Source organism: Amycolatopsis sp. GM8 (assembly GCF_021653975.1).
Taxonomy (GTDB): domain Bacteria; phylum Actinomycetota; class Actinomycetes; order Mycobacteriales; family Pseudonocardiaceae; genus Amycolatopsis_E.
This window is the reverse complement of the sequence record NZ_JAJKFK010000008.1, coordinates 137,367-161,203: the sequence shown is the minus strand read 5'-3', so window position 1 is coordinate 161,203 and position 23,837 is coordinate 137,367. Positions and strand designations below refer to the sequence as shown.

23 protein-coding genes are annotated in these 23,837 nt (G+C 67.1%); 12 read left to right on the top strand and 11 right to left on the bottom strand.

The window, feature by feature from the left end:
* Window positions 1-10 precede the first annotated feature (10 nt).
* The 7 genes from LOZ83_RS31985 to LOZ83_RS31955 all read right to left on the bottom strand — a co-directional run bounded on the left by LOZ83_RS31985 (window position 11) and on the right by LOZ83_RS31955 (window position 8,426).
* Complete coding sequence (locus LOZ83_RS31985; protein ID WP_236795484.1) at window positions 11-868, bottom strand: NAD(P)-dependent oxidoreductase; 858 nt, start codon at window positions 866-868, stop codon at window positions 11-13.
* Between the two features lie 2 nt (window positions 869-870).
* Window positions 871-2,076 carry an amidohydrolase family protein gene (locus LOZ83_RS31980; RefSeq protein WP_236795483.1) on the bottom strand — a complete coding sequence of 402 codons (1,206 nt, stop codon included), beginning with the start codon at window positions 2,074-2,076 and terminating at the stop codon, window positions 871-873.
* Between the two features lie 52 nt (window positions 2,077-2,128).
* On the bottom strand, window positions 2,129-2,878 hold the full coding sequence (locus LOZ83_RS31975; protein WP_236795482.1) for an SDR family NAD(P)-dependent oxidoreductase: 750 nt from the start codon (window positions 2,876-2,878) through the stop codon (window positions 2,129-2,131).
* Between the two features lie 207 nt (window positions 2,879-3,085).
* Window positions 3,086-4,672, bottom strand: coding sequence for a FadR/GntR family transcriptional regulator (locus tag LOZ83_RS31970; protein WP_236795668.1), 1,587 nt, complete (start codon window positions 4,670-4,672; stop codon window positions 3,086-3,088).
* Window positions 4,673-4,749: 77 nt separating this feature from the next.
* Window positions 4,750-5,799 carry a phosphotransferase family protein gene (locus LOZ83_RS31965; RefSeq protein ID WP_236795481.1) on the bottom strand — a complete coding sequence of 350 codons (1,050 nt, stop codon included), beginning with the start codon at window positions 5,797-5,799 and terminating at the stop codon, window positions 4,750-4,752.
* The gene (locus tag LOZ83_RS31960) at window positions 5,796-7,097 is read right to left on the bottom strand and encodes an acyl-CoA dehydrogenase family protein (protein WP_236795480.1); all 1,302 of its coding nucleotides are present in this window, start codon (window positions 7,095-7,097) and stop codon (window positions 5,796-5,798) included. The genes LOZ83_RS31965 and LOZ83_RS31960 overlap by 4 nt, the downstream gene beginning before the upstream one ends.
* 42 nt (window positions 7,098-7,139) lie before the next feature.
* Window positions 7,140-8,426, bottom strand: a complete 1,287-nt coding sequence (locus tag LOZ83_RS31955; RefSeq protein WP_236795479.1) for a CaiB/BaiF CoA-transferase family protein — start codon at window positions 8,424-8,426, stop codon at window positions 7,140-7,142.
* 201 nt (window positions 8,427-8,627) lie between these two features.
* Between LOZ83_RS31955 and LOZ83_RS31950 the strand changes: the two genes are divergently transcribed.
* Genes LOZ83_RS31950 through LOZ83_RS31920 form a run of 7 tightly spaced genes read left to right on the top strand, consistent with a single transcriptional unit; the run spans window position 8,628 to window position 14,592 of the window.
* Window positions 8,628-9,482: an SDR family NAD(P)-dependent oxidoreductase gene (locus tag LOZ83_RS31950; RefSeq protein WP_236795478.1), complete on the top strand. Its 855-nt coding sequence runs from the start codon at window positions 8,628-8,630 to the stop codon at window positions 9,480-9,482.
* A 41-nt stretch (window positions 9,483-9,523) separates the two neighbouring features.
* The gene (locus LOZ83_RS31945) at window positions 9,524-9,970 is read left to right on the top strand and encodes a Zn-ribbon domain-containing OB-fold protein (RefSeq protein ID WP_236795477.1); all 447 of its coding nucleotides are present in this window, start codon (window positions 9,524-9,526) and stop codon (window positions 9,968-9,970) included.
* Complete coding sequence (locus LOZ83_RS31940) at window positions 9,967-11,124, top strand: hypothetical protein (RefSeq protein ID WP_236795476.1); 1,158 nt, start codon at window positions 9,967-9,969, stop codon at window positions 11,122-11,124. Before LOZ83_RS31945 ends, LOZ83_RS31940 begins: the two co-directional genes overlap by 4 nt.
* A 48-nt stretch (window positions 11,125-11,172) precedes the next feature.
* On the top strand, window positions 11,173-12,384 hold the full coding sequence (locus LOZ83_RS31935; protein ID WP_255826082.1) for an ABC transporter substrate-binding protein: 1,212 nt from the start codon (window positions 11,173-11,175) through the stop codon (window positions 12,382-12,384).
* A 33-nt stretch (window positions 12,385-12,417) separates the two neighbouring features.
* On the top strand, window positions 12,418-13,197 hold the full coding sequence (locus LOZ83_RS31930) for an SDR family NAD(P)-dependent oxidoreductase (RefSeq protein ID WP_236795474.1): 780 nt from the start codon (window positions 12,418-12,420) through the stop codon (window positions 13,195-13,197).
* An 18-nt stretch (window positions 13,198-13,215) separates the two neighbouring features.
* Entirely contained in the window at window positions 13,216-13,806 is a 591-nt protein-coding gene (locus LOZ83_RS31925; RefSeq protein ID WP_236795473.1) for a cysteine hydrolase family protein, read from the top strand.
* Between the two features lie 18 nt (window positions 13,807-13,824).
* Complete coding sequence (locus tag LOZ83_RS31920; protein ID WP_236795472.1) at window positions 13,825-14,592, top strand: SDR family NAD(P)-dependent oxidoreductase; 768 nt, start codon at window positions 13,825-13,827, stop codon at window positions 14,590-14,592.
* 121 nt (window positions 14,593-14,713) lie between these two features.
* Here the strand turns inward: LOZ83_RS31920 and LOZ83_RS31915 are convergent, their stop codons facing one another.
* Genes LOZ83_RS31915 through LOZ83_RS31905 form a run of 3 tightly spaced genes read right to left on the bottom strand, consistent with a single transcriptional unit; the run spans window position 14,714 to window position 17,088 of the window.
* Window positions 14,714-14,908: a MaoC/PaaZ C-terminal domain-containing protein gene (locus LOZ83_RS31915; RefSeq protein ID WP_236795471.1), complete on the bottom strand. Its 195-nt coding sequence runs from the start codon at window positions 14,906-14,908 to the stop codon at window positions 14,714-14,716.
* Between the two features lie 13 nt (window positions 14,909-14,921).
* Window positions 14,922-15,818 carry an SDR family oxidoreductase gene (locus tag LOZ83_RS31910; RefSeq protein ID WP_255826216.1) on the bottom strand — a complete coding sequence of 299 codons (897 nt, stop codon included), beginning with the start codon at window positions 15,816-15,818 and terminating at the stop codon, window positions 14,922-14,924.
* Window positions 15,819-15,843: 25 nt separating this feature from the next.
* Window positions 15,844-17,088 carry an amidohydrolase family protein gene (locus LOZ83_RS31905; protein ID WP_236795469.1) on the bottom strand — a complete coding sequence of 415 codons (1,245 nt, stop codon included), beginning with the start codon at window positions 17,086-17,088 and terminating at the stop codon, window positions 15,844-15,846.
* Window positions 17,089-17,266: 178 nt separating this feature from the next.
* Between LOZ83_RS31905 and LOZ83_RS31900 the strand changes: the two genes are divergently transcribed.
* Genes LOZ83_RS31900 through LOZ83_RS31880 form a run of 5 tightly spaced genes read left to right on the top strand, consistent with a single transcriptional unit; the run spans window position 17,267 to window position 22,549 of the window.
* Window positions 17,267-18,499: an amidohydrolase family protein gene (locus LOZ83_RS31900; protein WP_236795468.1), complete on the top strand. Its 1,233-nt coding sequence runs from the start codon at window positions 17,267-17,269 to the stop codon at window positions 18,497-18,499.
* Window positions 18,500-18,510: 11 nt separating this feature from the next.
* Window positions 18,511-18,999 (top strand): nuclear transport factor 2 family protein, encoded by a 489-nt coding sequence (locus tag LOZ83_RS31895; protein WP_236795467.1) that lies wholly within the window; start codon window positions 18,511-18,513, stop codon window positions 18,997-18,999.
* A gap of 21 nt (window positions 19,000-19,020) precedes the next feature.
* Window positions 19,021-21,018 (top strand): ABC transporter permease, encoded by a 1,998-nt coding sequence (locus tag LOZ83_RS31890; RefSeq protein ID WP_236795466.1) that lies wholly within the window; start codon window positions 19,021-19,023, stop codon window positions 21,016-21,018.
* Window positions 21,015-21,821, top strand: coding sequence for an ABC transporter ATP-binding protein (locus LOZ83_RS31885; RefSeq protein ID WP_236795465.1), 807 nt, complete (start codon window positions 21,015-21,017; stop codon window positions 21,819-21,821). Before LOZ83_RS31890 ends, LOZ83_RS31885 begins: the two co-directional genes overlap by 4 nt.
* Window positions 21,818-22,549, top strand: coding sequence for an ABC transporter ATP-binding protein (locus LOZ83_RS31880; protein WP_236795464.1), 732 nt, complete (start codon window positions 21,818-21,820; stop codon window positions 22,547-22,549). The genes LOZ83_RS31885 and LOZ83_RS31880 overlap by 4 nt, the downstream gene beginning before the upstream one ends.
* Window positions 22,550-22,552: 3 nt before the next feature.
* Here the strand turns inward: LOZ83_RS31880 and LOZ83_RS31875 are convergent, their stop codons facing one another.
* A complete protein-coding gene (locus tag LOZ83_RS31875; RefSeq protein ID WP_236795463.1) occupies window positions 22,553-23,836 on the bottom strand; it encodes a cytochrome P450 in 1,284 nt (427 codons plus the stop codon).
* Between the last annotated feature and the right edge of the window lies 1 nt (window position 23,837).

Genomic DNA, 23,837 nt, shown 5'->3' with positions numbered 1-23,837 from the left:
TGGGAGAGATTCACTTGCGGCGCATGAGGTCCAGTGCTGCCCTCAGCAGCGGCGCCGGGGTGTTGCCGGCTTCCGCGAGGGTCACGGCGTGGCCCAGATCCTTGGACCCGGTCCCGGCGGAGCCATTTCCGTACACGATCTTGCCGAGGCCGTCCCGGCGCCGCTCCCACGGCGTTCCGAACCCTTCGGCGTCGGTACCGGCCAGCGCACGACTCCCACCCGTTCCGCCTTCGACGATCGCGGCGCGGACGTCTTCCTCTTTCAAACCGGCCGCCTCCGCCAAAGCGAGTGCTTCGAGGGCGACCAAGCTGTTCACGATCGACATGGCGTTGTTCGTGATCTTGGTCAGCTGACCGGCACCGATGTCCCCGACGTGCCGGATGCTCCGGCAGTAGCTTTCGAAGACCGGCCGGATGTATTCGAGATCTTCCGGCCTGCCGCCGACGAATGTCGTGAGGACGGCGTTCTGAGCCGCCGCGCTCCCCCCGGTGACCGGTGCGTCCAGCGTGGCGATTCCCGACTCCGCAAGAATGGACTGGACCTCTTGCACGGTCGCTGGGAGGACGGTGCTCTGGACGGCGACGATCGAGGGCGCCGGATGGGCGCCGGCCAGTTCGCGCGCGACCGAAAGCAGTTGCGCGTCGGTCGAAACCACCAGGAGCACCGCGTCCGCCGCCTCGGCGGCGGCCTTGGCCGAAGGCGCGCTGTGGACGCCGCGCCTTCGGAACTCCGCCACCACCTCTGGCCGGGTGTCGTAGACGATCACGTCCTGGCCGGCGCGGAGCATCGTGCCGGCGATCGCCCCGCCCATGTCGCCCACACCCACGACCGCGACGCGGCGCGGCACCTCCCGGCTGGTGTCACTCATGGTCAAACACTGGCGCCACTGAGCACGCCCTGCTTTTCCAGTGCCCTGCTGTACAGGCGCGCCGGGTTCTTCCACAGGACCTGTTCCTTGACCTGGTCGGGATGGCCGCCCAATGCCTGGTCGATGACGTCGGCGATGTCGCTGTAGTACAGCCCCGTCGGGTGCGGGAAGTCGGTCTCCCACAACAGGTTCCCGATACCGATCTTCTCGATGTGGAAGTCCTCCAGGTGCTCGAACCAGAAGTTCACGAACACCTGCCGGCGGAACAGGTCGCTCGGCAGCAGGTCGCCGAACTCCGGCAGCACCCGGCGAATGTTGTCCCGCACGAACCGGCTGTCGAGCGCGTCCAGCACGAACGGCACCCAGCCGATGCCGCTCTCCGAAATGACGAAGCGGAGCTTCGGGAAACGGGCCAGGATGCCCGAGCTGATCAGGTCGACCGTCTGGCGCGCGTTGTCGAGGTAGCTCGCGGTACCGAGGCGCATCGACACACGCAGATGGTGCTCGTTGACGGCCGGGCCCGCCTGGCCCCCGGACAGGGTGCCGTTCGCGACGTGGAAGCTCACGGACAGATCCGCCTCTTCACACGCCCGCCACATCGGGTCCCAATGGCGGGAGATCAGGTGGGGCTGGTCATGCTGCTGCGGCGCCCCGGTCATCACCACGCCGCCGAACCCGGAGTCGGCCAGGCGCTCGATCTCGGCGACCGCGGCGGGCACGTCCCAATACGGGAGCGCCATCATCGGGATGAACCGGCCCGGAGCCGAGCCCACCCACTCCTCGATCTGGTAATCGTTGTACGCCCGCACGTGGGCCAGTGAGATTTCGGGATTCGGGTGGTCGAGAAACGGCTCGAGGGCGAAACCGGCCGAATTGGGGTACAGCACCGAAAGCTTGATGCCCCAGTCGTCCATGATCGCGACCCGCTCCCGGGGAAGGTGCGCCGACGGGTGCGCTTCGGCGAGCGTGGGCGGCGCCCATCGTTCGTCGACGACCTGTTCCCGTTCGCCGTCCCCGGAAACCTTGTACGAGACGTTCTCCCAGGCACGCTTGAACGGTCGCTCGCCGATGCACCACATTTCGTGCTGGGTCTTGTCGCTCCAGCGCACCTGCATGGTCTGGTCACGCCATTTCGCCGGCAGCCGTTTCGTCCAGACGTCGGCGGCCTCGATCACGTGGGTGTCGGTGTCGATGATCGGAATGCTCATGTTTCCGTGCTCCTCGATGCGTTTGGGTCCTGGGAATTCCTGGCTTCGTCCGTCACATCTCCAGCCCGCCGTTCACCCGGATCGTTTGCCCGGTGATGAAACCGGCCTGATCCGAGGACAGGAACATGCAGGCGTTCGCCACTTCCTCCGGATCACCGAGACGAGGAATGGCCAGCTGCGCGAACCGGTCGGCCGGCGAGGCCGACAGCGCATTCTTTCGTTGCACGTCCATGGGCCCCGGCACGACCAGATTGGCCGTGATCCCGTCGGCGCCGAACTCGACGGCGATCTCCTTGATCAACGCATCCAGCGCGGCCTTCGACACCGAGATGTGGCCGTGCTTCTTGAGCGCGGCGCGGCCGGGCCGGACACCGCCCAGACCGATGATCCGGCCGAACCGCCGCTCGGCCATCGAGGGCAGGACCGCCTGCGCGAGATAGAACGCCGCGGAGCAATTGGTCTCGATCACGGCGTGCCAGGTTTCGTGGGAGACATCCAGGAGCTTCGCGTGCGGGCGCAGCCCGACGGCATGCACGAGGAAATCCACGTGGCCGAACCGTTCTTCCGCGGTCGCGGCGAGTTTCCGGCAATGTTCAGGATCCGCGACATCGCCCACGACACTGATGGCGTCCACACCGAACTTCGTCGCCTCGAGTGCCACCGCGCGGCCTTCTTCGACGTTGCCGCGGACCGCCACGACGACGTGCGCACCGCGCTCGGCGTACTGGAGTGCGATCGCACGTCCGATGTTGCGCCCGGCGCCGGTGACCAAGGCGACTCTTCCGGCAAACTCCTCGATCACGCTGGTGATCTCCCCGTGCGGTAGCTGATCGCTGATGATGAACCGGGGCGGCGGAGCCGGACTTGGTGACGGCGCCGTCACCTACGCACTCGAAAAAAGTAGGTGACTAGGTACGTTACTTAGTTCCGCAGGCCATGTCAACGGAGTCAGGGCACACTGAGCAGCGCGTGGCAATCCTGTCGCCACGCGAACCGTTTTTCGAACTCTTTAACCCAGCAGATCGATGATGAGGCGCGCACCCAGCTCTGACTCTTCGAGGAACGGCTGGCTGACGTCGCGGTAGCGATTCCACACGTCGGACGCCGCGTCGGCGTCGCGCTCGCGCATTGCGCGGATCAGCTCCGCGATGCGTGCCTGGGCCTTGCGGTTCGTCTTGGACACCCACGGCAGGGCGGTGGCGTCCGCCGCGACGCCGGGGCCGACGGCGACGCCGACCCAGTGCATGATTTCCGCGATGATCGTGAGGGCCGGGTTCTTGCTGGCCGAGAAAAGCGTGAGCTCGATGCCACGAAACGTGTCCACGAAGCGGGGAGTGTCATCGACGCTCGCGGCAAGCTCTTGTGCGAGATCGTGAAGCTGCGCAAGCGTTCGTTTCCCGGCGCGGACGGCGACCAGTCGCACGATCCCCGGTTGCACCAGGCGCATTCCACGGTGAAAGTCCTTCAGTGTGGTCTGGCGGGACTCGAGGACGATACCGACGAGCTGCGCGGCGATCTGCGTCGAGGGCTCCCGGATCCGGGCGCCGCTGCGATCGCCCGCTCGCAGGTCGACGAGAAACTCCATCTCCAGGATGCGCAATGCCTCCCGCAAAGTGGGGCGGGAGATCTGGAATTCGGCCGCGAGGTCCGCGAGCGGCGGAAGCCGGTCGCCGTCGCGCAGCTTTCCTTCGGCGATCCGCGACCTGATCTCCGTGGACACCACGATGGAGCGCCGGGGATGCGTCCCGGTCGTGGTGTCCGCGGCCCGGGCCCGCCACAACGGCGTCATGTCGATCGGCTGCCGGCTGGTGGTGCGGCTCACGAGCATGCGGCTCGTGGTGAGCAGATAGTCGCGCCAGGCCCGCCCGGCGAGCGGCGCGTCCTTTCTCCGCAGCGCGTCCAGGAATGCTTCGTGGCCGGCGACGACGCGCCGCGCGATGCGTTCACGTTCGCCGGAATCCACCCGGCCGATCGCCGCGTACACCTGGCCCGCATAGAGGTCCTGGAAGACGCCCGCGATGACACCGAGCGTGCGGTTGCCGGACATTTCGATCATCGCCTGATCGAACGCCGCCACCGCGGTCACGAACGACAGGGCATCGCCTTCGGCACGCTGCGCGGCCTCGTGCAGGCCGACGAGGCGGTTCAGGTCGTCGGCCGCGTAGTGGAGCGGGACCAGTTCGGCGACCGGTGGTTCGACGACCGAGCGGGCTTCCCCGATGTGGTTCAGCGTGACGTTGCGAAGCTGCAGGAGCAGCCCGACGTACCGCGCGACCGCGTCCAGCCCGGGCCGGCGAACGACCGCGCCGCCCCCGCGGCCGCGCCGGACCTCCAGCAGGGACTGGGATTCCAGGATCCGCAGCGCTTCGCGCAGGGTGTCCCGCGACACGTGGTACTGGCTGGTGAGGTCCGCCTCGGGCGGGAGCTGTTCGCCGACCTCGAGTTCACCACGCAGGATCTGGCGCCGAAGATCATCGGCGAGCAGATGTGAGACCTTGTGGGTGTTGCGACGCGACAGTCCGCTCTGCACGGGGGCAGGACGCCCGGGGTCGCGCGCGAGATCGCCTCGATCTCGTACCTGGCTCCGGAAATCCATTTCGCGCACACCATGAGGTTAACCCCTGGCGCTTCAGCCGTCGCGCCTGACACGTTCCGCCGATTGCCGAGTCGCCCTCAATGCCGGTAGTCGCTCGACTCGGCGAGCTCGGCCGCGCTCCGCATGGCCTCGGTGATCACCGGACCGAACGAGAGCAGCCGCGGGTCGTCCCCGGCGCGCTGATAGCCCTGTTCGAGGATGATCGCCATCTTCCATTTGGCCAGCACGCGGTAGTAATCGATGTCGTCGACCTGCCGCCCGGAAATCTCCACATACCGTTCGAGCAGCTGCGTGCGAGAAGGCATGCCGGTGAGGTCGACATAACCACCGACACTGCCGTCGCCACCGCTCGTGTCCTCGGGCCACGTCTGGACCACCCACGCGAGATCGAGCTTCGGATCGCCGATGGTGCCCATTTCCCAGTCGACGATCGCCGCCAGCCTGGCCGGCGCGCCGTGCGCGAACATGACATTCGCGAACTGGTAGTCCCCGTGCATGAGCCCGGGGATGTAATCGATCGGTTTGTGCGCCCGCAGCCAGGCCGACGCTTCGTCGAAACCCGGCAGTTCCCGGCGCTTGATCCGTTCCAGAAAGGCGGTCCAGCGGTCGACCTGACGGGTGTGAAAGCCGTCCGGCCGGCCCAGGTCGGCCAGGCCGTTCGCCCGCCAGTCGAACCGCGACATCCAGGCGGCGCCCTCGATCAGCTCGTAGGAAAGGTTCTTCCGGGCCACGACATCCGCGTCGAACGGGGCCGGCCAGGTCCTGCGGGTCTGCGCGGGCGACCAGCCGTCGACGAGCCCCATGAGATAGAAGGGCCGGCCCAGCACCGCCGGGTCCGGACAGAGCGCGATCGCCTTGGTATGCGGCACGTCGCTGCCGTCGAGCGCCTCGATGATGCGCCATTCCCGCACGATCCCGGCATCGCGATCGGCCGGCGCATTGGGTGGCGGAATCCGCATCGCGCCGCACCACTCGCCCCGGCGCAGCTCATAGATCTCGTTCTGGCTGCCGCCCGAGATGCGCCCGCATTCCAGCGGCGCACCGGCACCGAGTTGTCGCGTGTCGAGCCACGTTTCCAGCGTGCCGAGGTCGAGTAATGTCGGCTCGGTCGCGTCAGTGGTAGTCACAGGTTCCCGACCTCCAGCTCGACGAATTCGGCGTATTTCTCGCGGGCCGCCTCGATCTTGGCCGGGATCCACTGGCTCGGCCACATGCCCTCGACCGGCTGGTACTCACGCAGCACCTGGGTGGCGACGGTGACCTTGTGCACCTCGGTCGGCCCATCGGCCAGCCCCATCATCGCGGCACCGTGGATCATGCCGAAGAGCGGCATCTCGTTGGTGGTGCCCAGCGCGCCGTGCACCTGCATCGCCCGCCAGGCGATGTCGTGCAGCACCGTCGGCATGACCGCCTTGACCGCGGCGATGTCCTTGCGCACCCGCTGGTAGTCGTTGTATTTGTCGATCTCCCACGCCGTGTTCAGCACGAACAGCCGGAACTGCTTGAGCTGCGCGTACGAATCGGCGATGAAACCCTGCACGAACTGCTTGTCCCCCAGCCGGCTGCCCTTCGTGGTGCGGCTCAATGCCCGCTCGCACATCATGTCGATGGCCATCTGTGCCCGCCCGATGGTGCGCATCGCGTGATGGATACGGCCGCCGCCGAGCCGGGTCTGCGCCACCGCGAACGCCTGCCCCTCGCCACCGAGCAGCGCATCGGCGCCGATACGGACGTCGTCGTAGTGAATCAGCGCGTGATAGCCCTCGTTGATCGGCTCACCCCACAACCCGACGTTGCGTTCGATCTTCAGACCGGGCGTGTCGGTCGGCACCAGGAACATCGACATCCCGCGGTGCGCGGCGACGTCCGGGTTCGTGACCGCCATGACGATCACGAACGCGGCTGTCTTCGCGTTGGAGGAGAAGAACTTCCAGCCGTTGATCACCCACTCGTCGCCGTCCTTGACCGCCCGTGTCTTGAACTGGGTCGGATCGGCGCCGCCGTGTGGCTCGGTCATCGAGAAGCACGAGAACACCTCGCCGTCGAGCAGCGGCCGCAGATAGCGGTCCTTTTGCCCCGGCGTGCCGTAGTGCGCGATGATCTCGGCGTTACCGGTGTCCGGCGCCTGCGTCCCGAACACCACCGAAGCCCACCGCGAACGGCCCAGGATCTCGTTCAGCAGCGCCAGTTTCAACTGCCCGAAGCCCTGCCCGCCGAGTTCCGGGCCCAGGTGGGTGGCCCACAAGCCCTGTGCCCGCACCTGGTCCTTGAGCGGGTCGACGATCTTGCGCTGCTGAGGCGTCAGCGGGTCGTACTCCCCGTGCGGCCACAGATAGTCGAGCGGCTCGATTTCCTCTCGCACGAACTCGTCCGCCCAGGCGAGCTTCTGCTGATACTCGGGGTCGGTCTCGAAATCCCAGGCCACGGGCTTCCCCTTCTCGCGGTCACTGCACCGCGCCGTTGATCTTCAGCTCGATGATTTCGTCCAGTTACCAATCCGACCGAAAGTAGGCGGACACGGTCCGCAGCCGACCTGCTCGTCGACACCCGTTTCCGCCGTGGCTGCCGTCGGATTGGTAACGAACGGCAGAGTCTTGCCGAGCTCGCCCAGAATCTCGTCGGTGTGCTCCCCGGACTCCGGGGCGCGGGTCATGACCGGCCGCTGCGCGTCGAACTGAGCGGGGCTGGGCACGAGCCGGTGGGTCCTACCGTTGTAGTCGACGTCGGCGACGTAACCGTTGGCGATGACCTGCGGGTCGTCGAGCAGTTCGGTCGCGGTCTGCACCACGGCCCAGACCCCGCTCAGGCCGTTGAGTTTCTCGCGCCAGTAGGACAACGGGTGTGCGGCGAACTCGGTGTCCAGTTCGGACATACAGGCCCGCAGGTTCGCCACGCGCGCCTGGTCGGCCGAGAAACGCTCGTCGGCCGCCAGGTCGGGACGGCCGATCCGTTCGCAGAACTCGGCCCAGTATCGATCGGCCTGCAGCATGGCCAGCCAGATCCAGCGGTCGTCCGACGTGCGGAAGCAGTTCGCCAGCGGGTTGCGCAGCTCCTCGCGGGTCGAGGGCCGCAGCCCGCCCGGGATCAGGGCCGCCGCGCAGACATCGGGGCTCATCACCCAGGCCGCGGTGGCCAGCAGCGAGATATCGATGACGGACGGCTGGCCGTGGCGTTCCCGCCCGAACAGCGCGGCGGCCACGGCGCCGGCCATCCCGAGACCACTGATGCCGTCTCCGAACGAGGGGCGGGGCGGGATCGGTGAGCCCGCCGCGGCCGGGGTCAGGTGGTGGACGACGGACCCACGCGCCCAGAACACCGCCGAGTCGAAGCCGCCACGCTCCCGTTCGGGACCACGGTTGCCGGCACCGTGAGCGCGGGCGTAGATGATGTCCGGGTTCACCGCCCGGACGTCTTCGACGTCGAGCGCGAGCTTGTCCCGCACGCTGGGCAGGAAGCTGGTGATGAAGACATCCGACTCCGCGATGAGCCGGTCCAGCACGGCGCGGCCCTCGGGCTGGGAGATGTCCAGGCCGATACTGCGCTTGCCGTGGTTGGCCTGTTCGAACATGAAGTTGATGTCGTACGACCCGGCCATGGCGCCGCCCGTCGTGAGGCCTCGGAGTGGGTCGCCATGCAGCGGGTGCTCGATCTTGACCACCTCGGCGCCCCACTCGGCGAGCAGGGCGGCCGCCGAAGGCGCGAACCACCACTGAGCGACCTCGACGATCTTCACGCCACGCAGGACATCATGCACGTCGCCGACACCTCCACGACTGTCCCGTTACGGCGCAGCCAACAGGTACACACGCTACTGACATTCGCCGACCTGGTCAACTACTTTATCCACCCCTCACATTGACTCGAAGAAAGAGTTGACTAGGTCGCAGGTAGTCGTTATAAACGGAGACGGCACCGTCACGACATCCAGCTGCATCTCAACGAAGAGAGGGAGCGAATGGACCTGCGCGGCAAAGTAGCGCTGATCACGGGCGCCAGCAGAGGGGTCGGTGCGGCGACCGCGGTCGCCCTCGCGGACGCGGGGTGCGCCGTCGCGTGTGCCGCCCGGTCGACCCAGGCGAACCCGCAGCGAACGGCGGGCACGCTGGAGGAGACCGTCGGCCGGATCCGCGAACGGGGCGGTGACGCGATCGCCGTTCCCACCAACCTCGCCGTGGAGGACGAGGTCGTGGCGATGGTGCGCGCGACGGCCGAGCACTTCGGCCGGATCGACGTCCTGGTCAACAATGCCGCCGTCACCTTTGTCGGGGATCTCGGCATCCCGCTGCACCGCCACGATCTCACGATGGCGATCAACGCGCGGGCGCCCTTCGTCGCCATTCGCGAAGTCGTGCCGCACATGGAAAAGAGCGGGGGCGCGATTGTGAACGTGTCCTCGGCGGCCGCGCTTTACCCCTATCCCGACAACATGTCGTACGGCATGTCCAAGGTGGCGCTCGAACGTTTGAGCGTCGACGCGGCTCGCCAGCTCTACCGGAAGAACATCGCCGTCAACTGCTTCCGGATCGATCTTCCGGTCGCCTCCGAGGGTTTCGTCGCGAACACCAACGTCGACGACCTCTCGACGTGGGAGCCCTGCGAGGTCCCGGCCGAAGGTATCCGCTGGATGCTCGAACAGCCCATGCCCTACAGCGGGCGGCGGGAAAGCATGTACGCCTTACGCGAGCGCGAAGGAATCATGCGCACGCGCGCGAAGCGCCCGTCCGAACTGACGCCACCGCAAGAGCTGATCAACGAGTTGGCCCCGGACCGCGCGAGCACCTACAAGGAGCCTTACGCGCCGACGTCCTGAACATCGGATCGTGGACTGTTGAGCCAAAGGAGCACAACGTCGTGACAGGCTTGCCACTTCCTGACACCTCCGATCCGCGGCCGGTTCCACTACCGGACGAGGTTTCGCGATTCTACTGGGAAGGAGCGACGGCGGAGCGCCTGCTCGTGCAACGGTGCCGCTCCTGCCGGCAGTTCCAGTACCCTCCCGACGTCTGCTGTGTTCATTGCCAGGGCGACGATTTCGACCTCACCGCGGTCAGCGGACGCGGCCACCTTTATTCGTTCACGCTGGTGGACCGTCCGCTGCACGAAGGCTTCATCGATGCGGTGCCGTATGTGGTCGCGCTGGTCGAACTCGTCGAGCAGCCCGGATTGCTGCTGCTGACGAATATCGTGGAAACGCAACCGAATTCGGAGCTCCGGTGCGGCATGCCGGTGGAGGTTGTCTTCGAAAAGCGGGGCGACATCAGGGTGCCGCAATTTCGCCGGACGGAGGCGGACTCGTGACATCGCTGACCCGTGACGTCGCGATCGTGGGCGTCGGCTTCTCCCCCTTCGCCCGGGCCGGCGAACCGAACCCTAGAGCGCTGACGCTCACCGCTGTTCGTGACGCACTGGCCGACGCCGGACTGCGGGGCAAGGACATCGAGGGCATCTTCGAATACAAGTTCGGTCCCGAATCGCCCGGCGCGCAGGACGTCGCGCGGATGATCGGCAGCCCCGATCTCGCGGCGTTCGCGGACATCATGCCGACCAATCCGTCCGGCCTGGGTGGCGCGCTCGCGGCGGTCATGGCGGTGGCCTCGGGCACCTGCGAGACGGCGCTGACCTTCCGGTGCCTGACCCGTGCGTCCGGGAGCACCGGCGGCGTCGCCGGCGGGCCTCGCGAGGTCGGCGGCCGAGGGCAATACCTCACGCCGTACGGCGCGCTCGGCGGCATCCTGGTCGAAATGGCGCTGAAGAAACAGCGGTGGATGGCGGAATACGGACGCCCGGAATCGGACTTCGGGCACATCGCCGTCAACGCCCGCCGCTGGGCGGCCCTCAACCCGCGCGCCTGCCTGCGGGAACCGATCACCATGGACGACTATCTCGGCTCGCGCGCGATAGCCGCGCCGTTGCGGCTGCTGGACTGCGACTATCCGGTCAACGGCGCCGTCGCCACGATCGTGACGACGGCCGAACGCGCCCGTGACCTCCGCCAGCAGCCCGTCCTCATCGACGCGATGACCTACGGGACCGGCCCCGCACCGGACTGGACGTTCCATCCCGACTATCTCTACGGTGGCACGCTCGGCTGCGCGAACCGGCTGTGGCAGCGCGCCTCGGTCACCCTGGACGATGTCGACCTCGCCCAGTTGTACGACGGATTCACGTCGGTGACCATCTCCTGGATCGAAGCCCTCGGTGCCTGCGGCCGCGGCGAGTTCGCCGACTGGGTGGGCGATGGGTCCCGCCTCGGCCCAGGGGGTGACTTCCCCATGAACACGGGCGGCGGGCAGCTGGCCGAAGGCCGCCTGCACGGCATCAGCCTGCTGAACGAAGCCGTCCAACAGCTACGCGGCACCTGTGCGGAACGCCAGGTACCGGACGCACAAGTGGCCCTCGTGGCGAGTGGTCTCTACCAGCAGTGCGCGACGATGCTGCTCACCGCGGCCTAGCGGGGCGCGCTTCCCCATTCAGGACACGCAACCACAGGAGGTTCTGCCATGCGTCACCTGATTCGTGCTTGCGTCGCGTCAGCGGCGGCCATCGCACTCGCGGCAACGGCCGCTTGTGGTGCCAGTGCGGGAACCGGGGCGACCGAAAACAGCGCTACGATCAAGGTGGGCGTGGTCGCCGACATCACCGGCCCGGGCTCGGCCGCGTTCAAGTCGGCCGATACCGGCGTCCGGGCGTATTTCAACCGGATCAACGCGGCCGGTGGGGTGAACGGCAAGAAACTTGAAGTGGTGGTGGCCGACACCACGTCGACACCGTCGGGCGCGCTCGCGGCCACGCAACAGCTGTGGCAGAACGACCACGTTTTCGCCATCTTCCCGAGCTCGGCCGTGTTCGATGGTGTCGTCTCGTACACCAAGAAGAACAACATCCCGGTGATCGCCGCGCTCGTGGTGGGCACGGTCTGGTCCGATCGGCAGTACACCAACGTCTTTCTCGCCAACGGAGTGTCCAATCCGGACTATGTGAACCTCGCCGAGGGCGTGTACATGAAGTCGCAGGGCGCCACCAACTGCGGAGCGATCAGCTTCAACTCGACGAACGGCACCAGTGCGGCGACCAACTTCGCCGCATCCTGCCGCGACGCGGGTCTGAACGTCGGCTACCTGAACACGCAGCTTCCCCCGGGTTCCACCGATGTCGGCCCCGTGGCGCTGGCCATGAAGAACGCGCACGTCGACGCCGCCGAGCTGGTCATCAGTCCGGAAAGCGCTTTCGCCCTGATCGCGGCGTTGCGCCAGCAGGGCGTGAACATGAAGTCGGTGATGCTGACCACCGGCTACGGCGGTGACCTGCTGGCCTCGCCGGCATCGGTGCAGGCGGCGCAGGGACTCGACTTCCGCACCACCGGCGCGCCGGCCGAAGCCGATTCGGCCGCCGTGAAGCAGCGTACTGCCGATATGGCCACCGTCGGGGTGACCGGGCCGCCCAGGTTCGCCGAAGGGAACGGGTACCTGATGGCCTCGGCACTGGTCGCCGGGCTCAAGGCCGCCGGCCCGAATCCCACCCAGGATTCCTTCATGAAGGCGATGAGTGGCATCAAGGACTTCGACGCGGATGGCTTGCTCGCGCCGATGAAGGTCAATTTCCGCGACTACACCCCGGCGACGTCGTGCGTCTGGGTGTCGCGCCTGGCCGGCAACGCGTTCCATCCAATGCCGGGTACGCCGACCTGCGCGGCGACGAAGAAGGCGAAGTGAAATTCCCGGTGTCCACAAAGGAGGTAATGAGAAATGCCGAGCGGTAGCAAGGGAACCGGCGACAAGGTCGTGATCGTCACGGGTGCTGCGTCGGGAATCGGCGCGGCGACGGTCCGCCGGCTCGCCGACCATGGTTACTCCGTGGTCGCCGCCGATCTCGCACCCGAAGTGAAGGAAATGGCGACGGCCGACGGCCGGATTTCGGCGGTGGTCGCCGATCTCACCGACGAATCGGCCAACCAGGAGATGGTGGCCAAGGCCAACGAGCAGCATGGCCGGATCGACGCGATCGTGCTGAATGCCGGAGTCACCACGTACGGCAGTATCGAGGGCACGCCCATCGCGGAATTCGACCGGGTGATGGCGGTGAACGTGCGCGCCACGGTACTCGGCATGCAAGCCGCGTTGCCTTCACTTCGCCGCTCGGGCGGCGTCATCTCGGTGACCTGCTCGATCCAGGGCCTGCACGGAGATCCGACGCTGTGGATCTATTCCGCGTCGAAGGGCGCGGTGGTCAACCTCGTCCGATCGGTCGCGCTGGAACTCGGCCCGGCGGGCATCCGGGTCAACGGCGTGTGCCCTGGCCCCATCGCGCAAACCGGCATGACGGCCGGTACCGAGGCGCACCACCCGGAAATCTTCGCGAGGGTCGCCAGCCACATCCCATTGCAACGGTGGGGAACGGCCGATGAAGTCGCCGCCGCGCATCTGTTCCTGCTGTCGTCCGCTTCGTCGTTCATGACCGGCTCCATGCTGACACTCGACGGCGGGCTCACCGCGGGCACGGGTGTGTACAAACCAGGCGACGTGTAGGAGAACGGAGTTTTCACCATGGTAGAAGCTAACCTGGCCATCGACAGCGCGCGTTCGATCGTCTTGGCCATGGATTTCCAGCCGATGGTTCTCAGGGGCGTGGGCAATGCCGACGAGCTGGTCGCCACCGTGGCGGGCGCGGTCGCCTCCGCCCGGAAGGCGGGCCTGCGCATCGGCTATGTGCGCGTCGCGTTCGACGACGCCGACTATGGCCAGATTTCCCAGCGCAACAAGGCGTTCGCCGCCTTGGCCGCCAACGTCGGGTACATGCATGCGAACTCACCGGACACCGCGATCCACCCCGACCTCGCCCCGCAGGACGACGACATCGTCGTCCGGAAGACTCGCTTCGGCGCATTGTCCACAACGGACCTTGTGCGTCAGCTCGAGGACGCACAAATCGACACGATCATTCTCGCGGGTGTCTCGACCAGCGGCGTGGTGCTGTCGACGGTACGCGACGCCGCGGACCGCGACCTGCGCGTCGTCGTGCTGAGCGATGGGTGTGCGGACCCGGACGACGAGGCGCATCGGGTACTGGTGACAAAGGTCTTCCCGGTGCAAGCGGACGTCATCACGGTGGCGGAACTGCAGGACGCGATCGGCTGAACGCGGAGGTAACCACCAGTGTCGACCGAAACGGAAGCCGGCCGGAAGGTAGCGGTGGTCACGGGTGCCGCGTCCGGGATCGGCGCGGCAACGGCCCGGCTGCTGGCGAAGAATGGCTACGCGGTCGTTGCCACCGACATCTCGCCGGCGGTCCACGAGCTGGAGCGGATGACGACGCTGGTGCTCGACCTCACCGATGAATCCGCCAACGCCCGGCTGGTAGCGGAGGCGGAGCAGACCTACGGTCGTCTCGACGCGGTGGTCCTCAACGCCGGCACGGCGGCTTTCAGCGGGATCGAGGAAACCTCCATCGCGGAGTACGACCGGATAATGGCGATCAATGTGCGTGCGCTCGTCCTCGGCATGCAGGCGGCGGTCCCCTTGCTCCGGCGGACACGCGGGGCGATTTCGGTGACCTGCTCGATCGACGGGCTTCTGGGCAAACCGAAACTCTGGGCGTACGCGGCGTCCAAGGCCGCCGCGGTGAACCTCGTGCGGTCGGTGGCCCTGGAACTGGCATCGGATGGCGTCCGGGTGAACGGTGTGTGCCCGGGACCGATCGCACAGACGGGAATGACGGCACATATCGAGCGGGACGCCCCTGACCGCTTCGCGGCGATGGGCGGTCAGGTCCCGCTCCAGCGGTGGGGCACCGCGGACGAAGTCGCGGCGGCCCACCTCTTCGCGGTTTCACCGAGGTCCGCATTTATGACCGGCGCGATGATCACGGTCGACGGTGGCGTCACGGCTGGAACCGGGGTTTGTTCGCCGAACGACGCACAGTAGGGGCCGGGCCGCGCCCTCGGCCGCAACCGTGACCTTGAGGCGGGCGCGGACTCCGACCGGGCGCGCGTTCGGCATGGTCGAGCGACCCGGTAGCGCGAATACGGTGCGAGCAACGAAACCGTCAGATATTCGTGCGCGACCGGCGCACACCGAACGGCCCGGTCGCCGCCCGGACCGGGTCGATGTGAATCGACTGACGGTCCTGGGTGATGTCGGCGAAGGCGTCGACGCGTGCTTGGTCGACGAGGATCCAGCGGCTCGATCCAGTTCCGGCCGCGTCCAGCAAGGCGCAGGCGGACGGGCAAACCGATGTCACGGAGCCTCCGGCATCACTTGTCTCCGGCCGCGACATGGCCCCAGATGTCGGCGTTCGGTGCGGCATCACCGACCAGCTTCGGCAGGAGGGTGTCGATCTCGTCCACGGTCCAGACCGAGTCCCGCGCCGCTTCCGGGCCCAGCCGCCAGCCTTCCAGGACGCCGATCCGGCCACCGCCCACGAGGAACACCCGGCCGGTGATCGCGCTGCTGCGGGTACTCGCGAGCCACGCCACGACGGGTGCTACGTGCTCTGGCCGGAGGTCCAGCTCTGATCCACCGCCCACGCCCTGGGTGAGCCGGGTTTGCGCGACGGGCGATATCGCGTTCGCGGTCACCCCGTAGGACGCCAGCTCCATGGCGGCGATGACCGTGAACGCCGCGATACCCGCTTTGGCCGCACCATAGTTCGACTGCCCGAAGTTGCCGAAAAGGCCCGACGCCGAACTCGTGTTGATCAGGCGGGCGTCCACGGGTTTACCGGTTTCCTTGGCCCGCGCCCGCCAATGCCGCACGGCGAAATGCGCCGGGGAAACGGTGCCGCGCAAATGCACCCGGATCACCGAGTCCCACTCCCCCTCGGTCATCGACGCGATGGTCCGATCCCGGACTATGCCCGCGTTGTTGACCAGGACGTCGAGCCGCCCGAACGCCTCCACCGCCTGGTCCACCAACGCCTTGGCGTTGTCCCAATCGGACACGTCGGTGGTGTTGGCGACCGCGGTCCCGCCGGCCGCAATGATCTCCGCCGCGACCTGCTCGGCCGGGCCGCCGTCCTCACCCGAGCCGTCCTTGGCACCGCCGAGATCGTTGACGACGACGCGTGCGCCCTGCCGCCCGAGTTCCAGCGCGTGTGCACGTCCGATACCGCGTCCGGCGCCGGTGACGATCGCGACGCGACCCTCGCACATCCCGGTCACTGATCAGCTCCTGTCCTCATCGGAAGGTGGGACACCACGAGTCTTCCGGCACCCGCGGCAACGATGTCGGCGCGGTGTTGATCTCCGCGATGGTCGGGCCGATCCGGTCCGCCACCTCGTGCAGCAGCTCGCCGTCCAAGCCGTAGAGGTCGATAGCGGTGTCGCCCAGCATGGCGCGCACTTCGTTTTCCGGGAGCCCGGTCATGACGAGCTGGTGCGACTCGAGCGAATAAGGGAAGGTTCCCTCGGCGTGCGGGTAATCCTGACCCCACATGATGCGGTCGAAGCCGATGGCTTCGCGCATCTCGATTTCACGGCGCTCCAGCAGACTCGCGCCGAGCCAGCAGTTCCGCCTGAAGTACTCCGACGGTGTCATCGTCAGTTCCGCCAGCGACTCCCTGACAAAGCCCGTCATTCCACCGGCCTCGCGGCTGGCGAAGATCTGGTCCAGCATCGCCAAATGCGCCGGCACCCAGCCGATACTCGTTTCGGTGAGCACGAACTTCAGGTCCGGGTGGCGCTCGAAGACCCCGGAAAAGATCAGCTGGGTGAGGGATCGCGCGTTGAAAAAGGTCATCTCCGCGACCCCCATCGCGGCGATACCCGGGATTTCCGCGCGAAGATCCGGGTCACAGGCCGGCGGAATACCGTGGCGATGGATCGGTACTCCCAGTTCTTCGCACACCGCCCAGAGTGGCTCGTACTCGGGCCGGTAGAGCGGGATGGTCGTGTTTTCCGCACCATCGGCCGGAATGATGATGCCGCCGCGCAGCCCGTCCTCGTTCGTCCGGCGAATTTCCGCGACCGTGTCGTCGATGTCGTAGAGCATCACCTGCGCCACCCCCGCGCGGCGGCCCGGTGACGCGGCACAGAAATCGACGAGCCAGCGATTGTGCGCCCGCAACCCCGCCCAGCGGCGCTCGTATTCTTCCCGCGTCTTCGGCGGCGCACCGGTCAGGACCGTGGTGGGCAGGAACGGCGGCGCGGTGTTGGGGAAAACCACCTCGGCGGCGATTCCGTCCGCATCCATGTCCTTGACGCGTCGCTCGGTGTCCCAGTTTCGCGGGCTGTGCCAGGACGTCACGGCAATTTTGAGCCGCTCCTCGGTTTCGACCGGGTCGAGGAACTCCCAGGGGTTGTGGTAGTTCTTCGCCCATTCCTCGAACTCGTCATGCCACTTCTGTTCGAGGTAGGGCTTGTAGGCCCGCAGATCGGCCCCGGCGTGACTGTCGGAGGAAACTACGACGCATCGTTGAGTCATTGCCCGTCTCCGTTCCTGGAGCGAAGGTCACCACTCAGGTTATCCCCCGCCGGCGCGGCGAGGCAAGCATCAAAATAGTTGACTAGGTCGACTGCCGCCGGGTACCGTCGGAAGTCTCTGACACCGGATGTGGCCTGCTCCGTGGGAGGGAATCGTTGTGGATACAGCTGACTTGGTCATGGTTAGTGTCGACGATCATGTCATTGAGCCGGCGGCCTTGTTCGACGGGCGGCTTCCGGCGAAATATCAGGACAAGGCCCCTCGTTTGCTACGGCGCGAGAACGGCACGATGGCGTGGCGCTACGAGGGTGTCGACCTGCCGAGCCTGGCGATCAACGCGGTCGCCGGGCGTCCGCCGGACGAGTACGGCTTCGAGCCCGCGTGCATCGAAGAAATCCGGCCCGGCTGTTACGACATTCATGCCCGGGTCAAGGACATGAACGCGAACGGGTTGCTCGGTTCGATGTGTTTCCCGTCGTTCCCGCGTTTCTGCGGGCAGTTGTTCCTGGAACAGGGGAATGATCGCGAGCAGGCGGCGGCGATGGTGCGCGCCTACAACGACTGGCACGTCGAGGACTGGGCCGGGGCGTACCCGGGACGGTTCATCCCGCTGGCACTGCCGATGTTGTGGGACCCGGAAGCCTCCGCCGCGGAGGTTCACCGGATGGCGCGCAAGGGCTGCCACGCGGTGACGTTCACGTCCAACCCGCACGCGCTGGGGTTGCCGAGTCTCTACACCGACCACTGGGACCCGTTCTTCCAGGCGTGTGCCGAAGAAAACACCGTCGTGTGCATGCATCTCGGGTCGTCGTCGCAGGTCCCGAAGACCTCACCCGACGCGCCGATCGAATGCATCTACTCGTTGTCGCCGATCAACCTGATCGAGGCCGCGGCCGACGTCGTGTGGAGCCCGTTGTTCCGCAAGTTCCCCACCCTGAAAGTGGCGCTGTCGGAAGGCGGGGCCGGCTGGGTTCCCTATTTCACCGAGCGGATCGACTACATCTACCGGCACACCAAGCACTGGTCCGGCATGGATCTCGGCGCGGGACGCACCCCCTCACAGGTGTTCAACGAACACGTGCTGCTGTGCTTCATCGACGACGCCGTCGGGGTGGAGAACCGGAACCGTCTCAATCTCGACAACCTCATGTGGGAATGCGACTACCCACATTCGGACACCACCTGGCCGCAATCGCCGGAAGCCGCCATGGACTATCTCACCGGCCTGCCGGACCACGACATCAACCGGATCACGCATCTCAACGCCATGCGGCACTTCTCCTATGACCCCTTCACCCACATCACGCCGGAAGCCGCGACCGTCGGAGCACTGCGCGCCCAGGCCAAGAACTGGGACACCAGCATCCGCGCGACCCGCCACCTGCGCCCCGCTGCGGCGTCATCGGTATAGGGGGCGTCCGGATGGGCGAGGTGGAAACCCAGGTGCGGCGGTTGATCGACGAGTCGGACATCCGGGCGCTCATGTACCGCTATGCGCGTGGCATCACGACCAAGGACAGGCAACTCGTGCTGGACTGCTTCACCGACGATCTCGAACTCGACTACGGGTTCCGCCAGATCCACGGTAAGGACGAATTCCGGGAGTTTCAAAGCGGGTCCTCGGCGGCGCCGACGTCGGCCGTGCTCCAACTGGAGCGGTCCCTGGCGAGCACCCAGGCGATCTCCAATATCGAAATCGAGATCACCGGCGACGAGGCAGCGGTCCGGATCACCGGGTTGAGTATTCACGTGGGCCCGCGGGGAGACGAGACCGTCGCACAGGTCCGGAGCCTGCACTACACGGACAAGTGTGTCCGCCTCGCCGAAGGCTGGCGCATCGCGCGGCGCCAATACACTCCACAGTGGACATTCGTGGTACCGGGAATTCTCCCCGCGCAATCCGGGAAATGACCGCATCTTCGAGGAGCCGACGTGCTGGGCTACATCTTCGCGGGTATCGCGCTGGGATCGATCTACGCCATCGCCGCCTCCGGCATCGTGATCACCTACATCTCATCGGGAGTCCTGAACTTCGCGTTCGGGTCGATGGCGTACTTCCTGGCCCGCCTCTTCTACTTCCTCAATACCGAAAGCGGCTGGTCGACGGTGCCCGCGGTGATCGTGACCGTCCTCGGGGCCGCGCCCGCGCTCGGGGCCGCGCTCTACCTCGCCCTGTTCCGGCACCTGCGGCTGGCATCGCCGCTGATCCGGATCGTGTCGACCATCGGCGTCTCGGTCGCCCTGCCACAGGTCGCGCTCCTGCTCTTCGGCAACGAGACGATCAACTCCGCGCCGGGGCTGTCGCCTCAGCCGGTGCCCGGCTATCACATTCTCGGCGCGACGGCGAGCCTCGACCAGATCATCGCGTTCGGCTGCGTCGTGCTCGTCGTCGTGGCCAGCACGATCGTGCTGCGCCTGACAGACGTCGGACTGCGGGTCCGGGCAATGGTCGACACGGAGGCGCTCACGTCGCTGTCCGGCATCAACCCGGCCGTCATCTCGATCGGGGTCTGGATGGTGACCACCGCGCTCGCCGGCCTGGCCGGCATCCTCGCCGCTCCCTCGAACGGGCTGACCCCGGAAGGCATGACGGCCCTGATGGCCGCGGCATTCGCGGCGGTCGTCGCCGCGCGCCTGCGTAACCTGCCCGCCGCGGTCGGGATCGCGATGGGCATGGGCATCCTGACCGACTTCATCCAGCAGTACCTGCCCCCCAACAGCTCACTGACCGGCGCGATTCTCGTCAGCATCCCGATCCTCGTGATGGGCGCGTTCCTCGTCGTGTACATCGGGTTTTCCGGCCAGACCAACGAGGCGGCGTCGACCGGAGGCGCACTCGACCGCGCGATCCGCCCGCTGGGCAGCGACGAAAGCTCGACCGCGTCGGCCGACAAGACGGTCGTGAACAGCCGGTCCTCCGGGTGGTCGCCGTCCATGCTCGGCCCGGTGGTCGTGATCGCGCTCATCGCGTTGATGCCGCTGCTGTTGCAGGCCTACTGGCTCACCTTGCTGACGTCCGGATTGGCCATCGCCCTGGTGTTCCTGTCCTACACGATGGTGATCGGCGAAGGCGGCATGATCTGGTTGTGCCAGGCCGCTTTCGCCGGGATCGGTGCCGTCACGACGGCGCAGCTGGCCACGAACGCCGAGCTGAACCCGATCGTGGCCGCGTTCGCCGGCGCGCTCATCGCCACGCCGATCGGCCTGATCATCGGGCTGCTGACCATCCGGCTCGGCAACCTGTTCGTCGCGCTCGTCACGCTGACCTTCGGTTTGCTGGCCGACAGTCTGATCTTCACCCGGGACCAGTTCTTCCAGCAGGGCATCGGCGTGCCGGCCTACCGTCCCGATTTCCTCACCGGCGACCTGCCGTTCTCCTACTTCGTGCTGGCGATCTTCGTCGTACTGGCGTTGATCGTGGTCAATGTCCGCCGCAGCACCACCGGGCTCGCGCTCGCGGCCGTGCGCTACAGCGAGCCGGGCGCGCGGACGCTCGGCCTCAGCGTGCTGGGCCCGAAACTGCTCATCTCCGGGGTCAGCACCTTCATCGCCGCGCTCGGCGGCGGGTTTCTCGCGCTGGCGGCCGAAGTCGCGGTGCCGACCGCCTATTCGACCTTCACCGGGATCGTCTGGATGGCGGTTCTCGTCACGATCGGTGTCCGGTCGATCGCCGCCGCCATCCTGGCCGGTATCGCGTACACGTTGCTGCCCGGCGTGTTCCACACCTACCTGCCGCTGAGCCTCGGCACGGTCCCGACCCTGCTGTTCGGGCTCGGCGCGATCCTCCTCGCCGTGCACCCGGAGGGCGCGGTCGCGCGGAACGGCCGGCGCCTGCAGGGATTGTTCGGGAAGATCGGCAATCGGCGCACTCCTGCCGCCGACCCGGCCACCACGCCCACCGAATTGCCGGAAGCGAGCACTACGCGATGAGCGCATCGACAGACGTCCAGCCCCGTCTGGAATGCCACGACGTGACGGTCCGGTTCGGCGGCGTGGTCGCGCTCGACTCGGTGTCACTGGCCGTGCCGCCGGCGACCATCGTCGGTCTGGTCGGACCGAACGGCGCGGGGAAAAGCACGCTGTTCTCGGTGCTTTCCGGCCTGCGCCGGCCCGACGCCGGACGCGTCGAGTTCGAGGGCAAGGACATCACCTCGTACTCGGCGCAGGGCCGCGCCCGGCTCGGTCTGGCGCGCACCTTCCAGCACCCCGAGATGTTCCCCGGGCTCACCGTCCGCGAGCACGTGATGCTCGCCCACCGGATCAGCACGAAACGATCGCGCGTCTGGACGGATCTGGTCACCGGCCGTGGTTTCCGCCGCACCGACCCCGAGGAGGTGGAGCGCGTGGACGGCCTGCTCGCGGCGCTGAGCCTCTCCCCCATCGGCGATCGCCCCGTTGCCGGGCTTTCGCTGGGAATGACCCGGCTCGTCGAACTCGCGCGGGCGCTGGCGACGAACCCGGCCGTGCTGCTGCTCGATGAGCCGTCCTCCGGCCTGGACGCGCTGGAAACCGAACAGGTCACGAGAGTCTTCGAGCTGGCGGTCGAACGCCGTGGGGTGTCGCTGCTGCTCGTCGAGCACGACGTCTCCATTGTGCTCAACCTGTGCTCCCGGATCCATGTGCTGGATTTCGGCGTCAAGATCGCCGCCGGGACCCCGGACGAGGTCCGGTCCGACGCGGCCGTGCGCGCCGCCTACCTCGGCGACGATCAGGCAGTCGGAAAGGGAGCATGATGTCTGGCGAACCGTTGCTGTCCATCCGCGATCTGTGCGTCCGGTACGGGCCCGCGCTCGCCCTCGACGGCATCTCCCTCGATGTCGCCGAAGGAGATGCGGTCGCCGTGCTCGGCCCGAACGGCGCGGGCAAGAGCACGCTCGCGCGCGCCGCGAGCCGGCTCGTCCCGGCCACGAACGGCACGATCCACTTCGACGGCGAGGACATCACGCGCCTGCCGGCGCACCAGGTTCGCCGCAAAGGGCTGATCTACCTTCCCGAAGGCCGCGGGATCTTCCCCGGGCTGACCGTGACCGAAAACCTGCGCATCGCGTCGAGCATGCTGCCGCGCAACCGGCGCAAGGCGGCGATCGAGCAGGGATTGGAGATCTTCCCCAGTCTCGCCGCGCGCCGCGGTATGAAGGCCGGCATGCTCTCGGGCGGCGAGCAGCAGATGCTCTCGTTGTCGCGAGGCCTGGTCCTGTCACCGCGCCTGATCATCGCGGACGAGATGTCGCTCGGGCTCGCGCCGAAGCTCGTCGACCTGGTCTTCGAATCGCTGCGGCGGTTCAAGACCGCGGGCGTGACGATCGTCCTCATCGAGCAGTTCATTCACCGCGCGCTCGGTTTCGCCGACGAGGCGATCATCCTGTCCCGGGGCCGCTCGAGCTGGCAGGGCCCGACGAAGAACGCGGAAGACGAGATCCTGACCCACTATCTCGGTGAGGAAACCGCGCCCGCTCGGTGAAACTCAGCGTGCGCCGACGAGTTCGCGGGCAACCGGAAGGGACTCGAGCCCCCGCACATAGGAGGGCCGCCACCGCACCTCGTCGACGGCGAGCCGCAGGTCGTCGAGGCGGGTGCAGATCGCCGACAGCATCGATGCCGCTTCGGCCTTGGCCAGCACGGCGCCGAGGCAGTAGTGGATGCCCGCGGTGAACGTGATGTGCGGATTGGGGGTCCGGGTGATGTCGAAGCGTTCCGGGTCGTCGAACACCCGCGGGTCCCGGTTCGCGGCGATCAGCAACGGCATGACCTGCTGCCCCGTCTCGATGCGCTTGCCACCGATCTCGATCGGCGTGCGGGCGACGCGTGACTGGCCCCGGGACGGCGTCTCGTGGCGCAGGATCTCCTCGATCGCACCCGGCATCAGCGACGGCTCGGCCTTGAGCAGAGCCCACTGATCGGGGTTGCGCAACAACGCGAGCATGCCGTTCGCGACGAGGTTGGCCGTGGTCTCGTGGCCTGCTCCGATCAAGATGATCACGGTGCCGATCAGCTCGTCCATGCTGAGCCGGTCGCCTTCCTCCTCGATCTGCGTCAGGCTGGTGATGAGGTCCGCACGGGGCGCGCGACGGCGTTCCGCGATGGCCGCACGGAAGTACTCGACCTGCCGGACCAGTTGCCGCTGGGTCAGCAGCCTCAGGTCCTCCGGCGTGGACCGCTCGTGCTCGGCCCCGCGCACGGTCATGATTCTGGAATCGCCCATGTGGCCGGTGATCGCGTCGACGTCCTCGAGCGGCACGCCCAGCAACTCGCAGATCACCTGTTGTGGCAGCGGATAGGCGAGCTCGCGCAGCAGGTCGAACTCGCTCTTCGCTTCGACCTTGCCGACGAGCTGGTCGACGATCGCGTCGATACGTGGTCGCCACGACTCTATGGCGCGGGCGGAGAACGAACGGCTCACCAGTTTGCGCAGGCGGGTGTGATGGGGTGGATCGCGGTTGATCACCGCGGCAAGGAAGATGTCGACGGCCGCGACCGTGTCCGCCGCGTCGATGTCGCGGCGGCCGAGGTGCCGGAACTGAGCCTCGGCGCTGGGCTCCCGCAGCACGCCGGAATGCTTGAGCAGCTCCACCGCCTCCGGGTATCCGGTGATCACCCAGCTGTCGTACCGCTCGCACCAGTGCACCGGCTCGATCTCGCGCAGCTCGCGGTACATCGGAAAGGGGTCCTGATAGCGGGACGGGTCGGCGAAGTAGCCGGCGAGGTCGTCTGACAGCGCCCGCAGCCGTGCGGATCCTCCGGCGTTCATC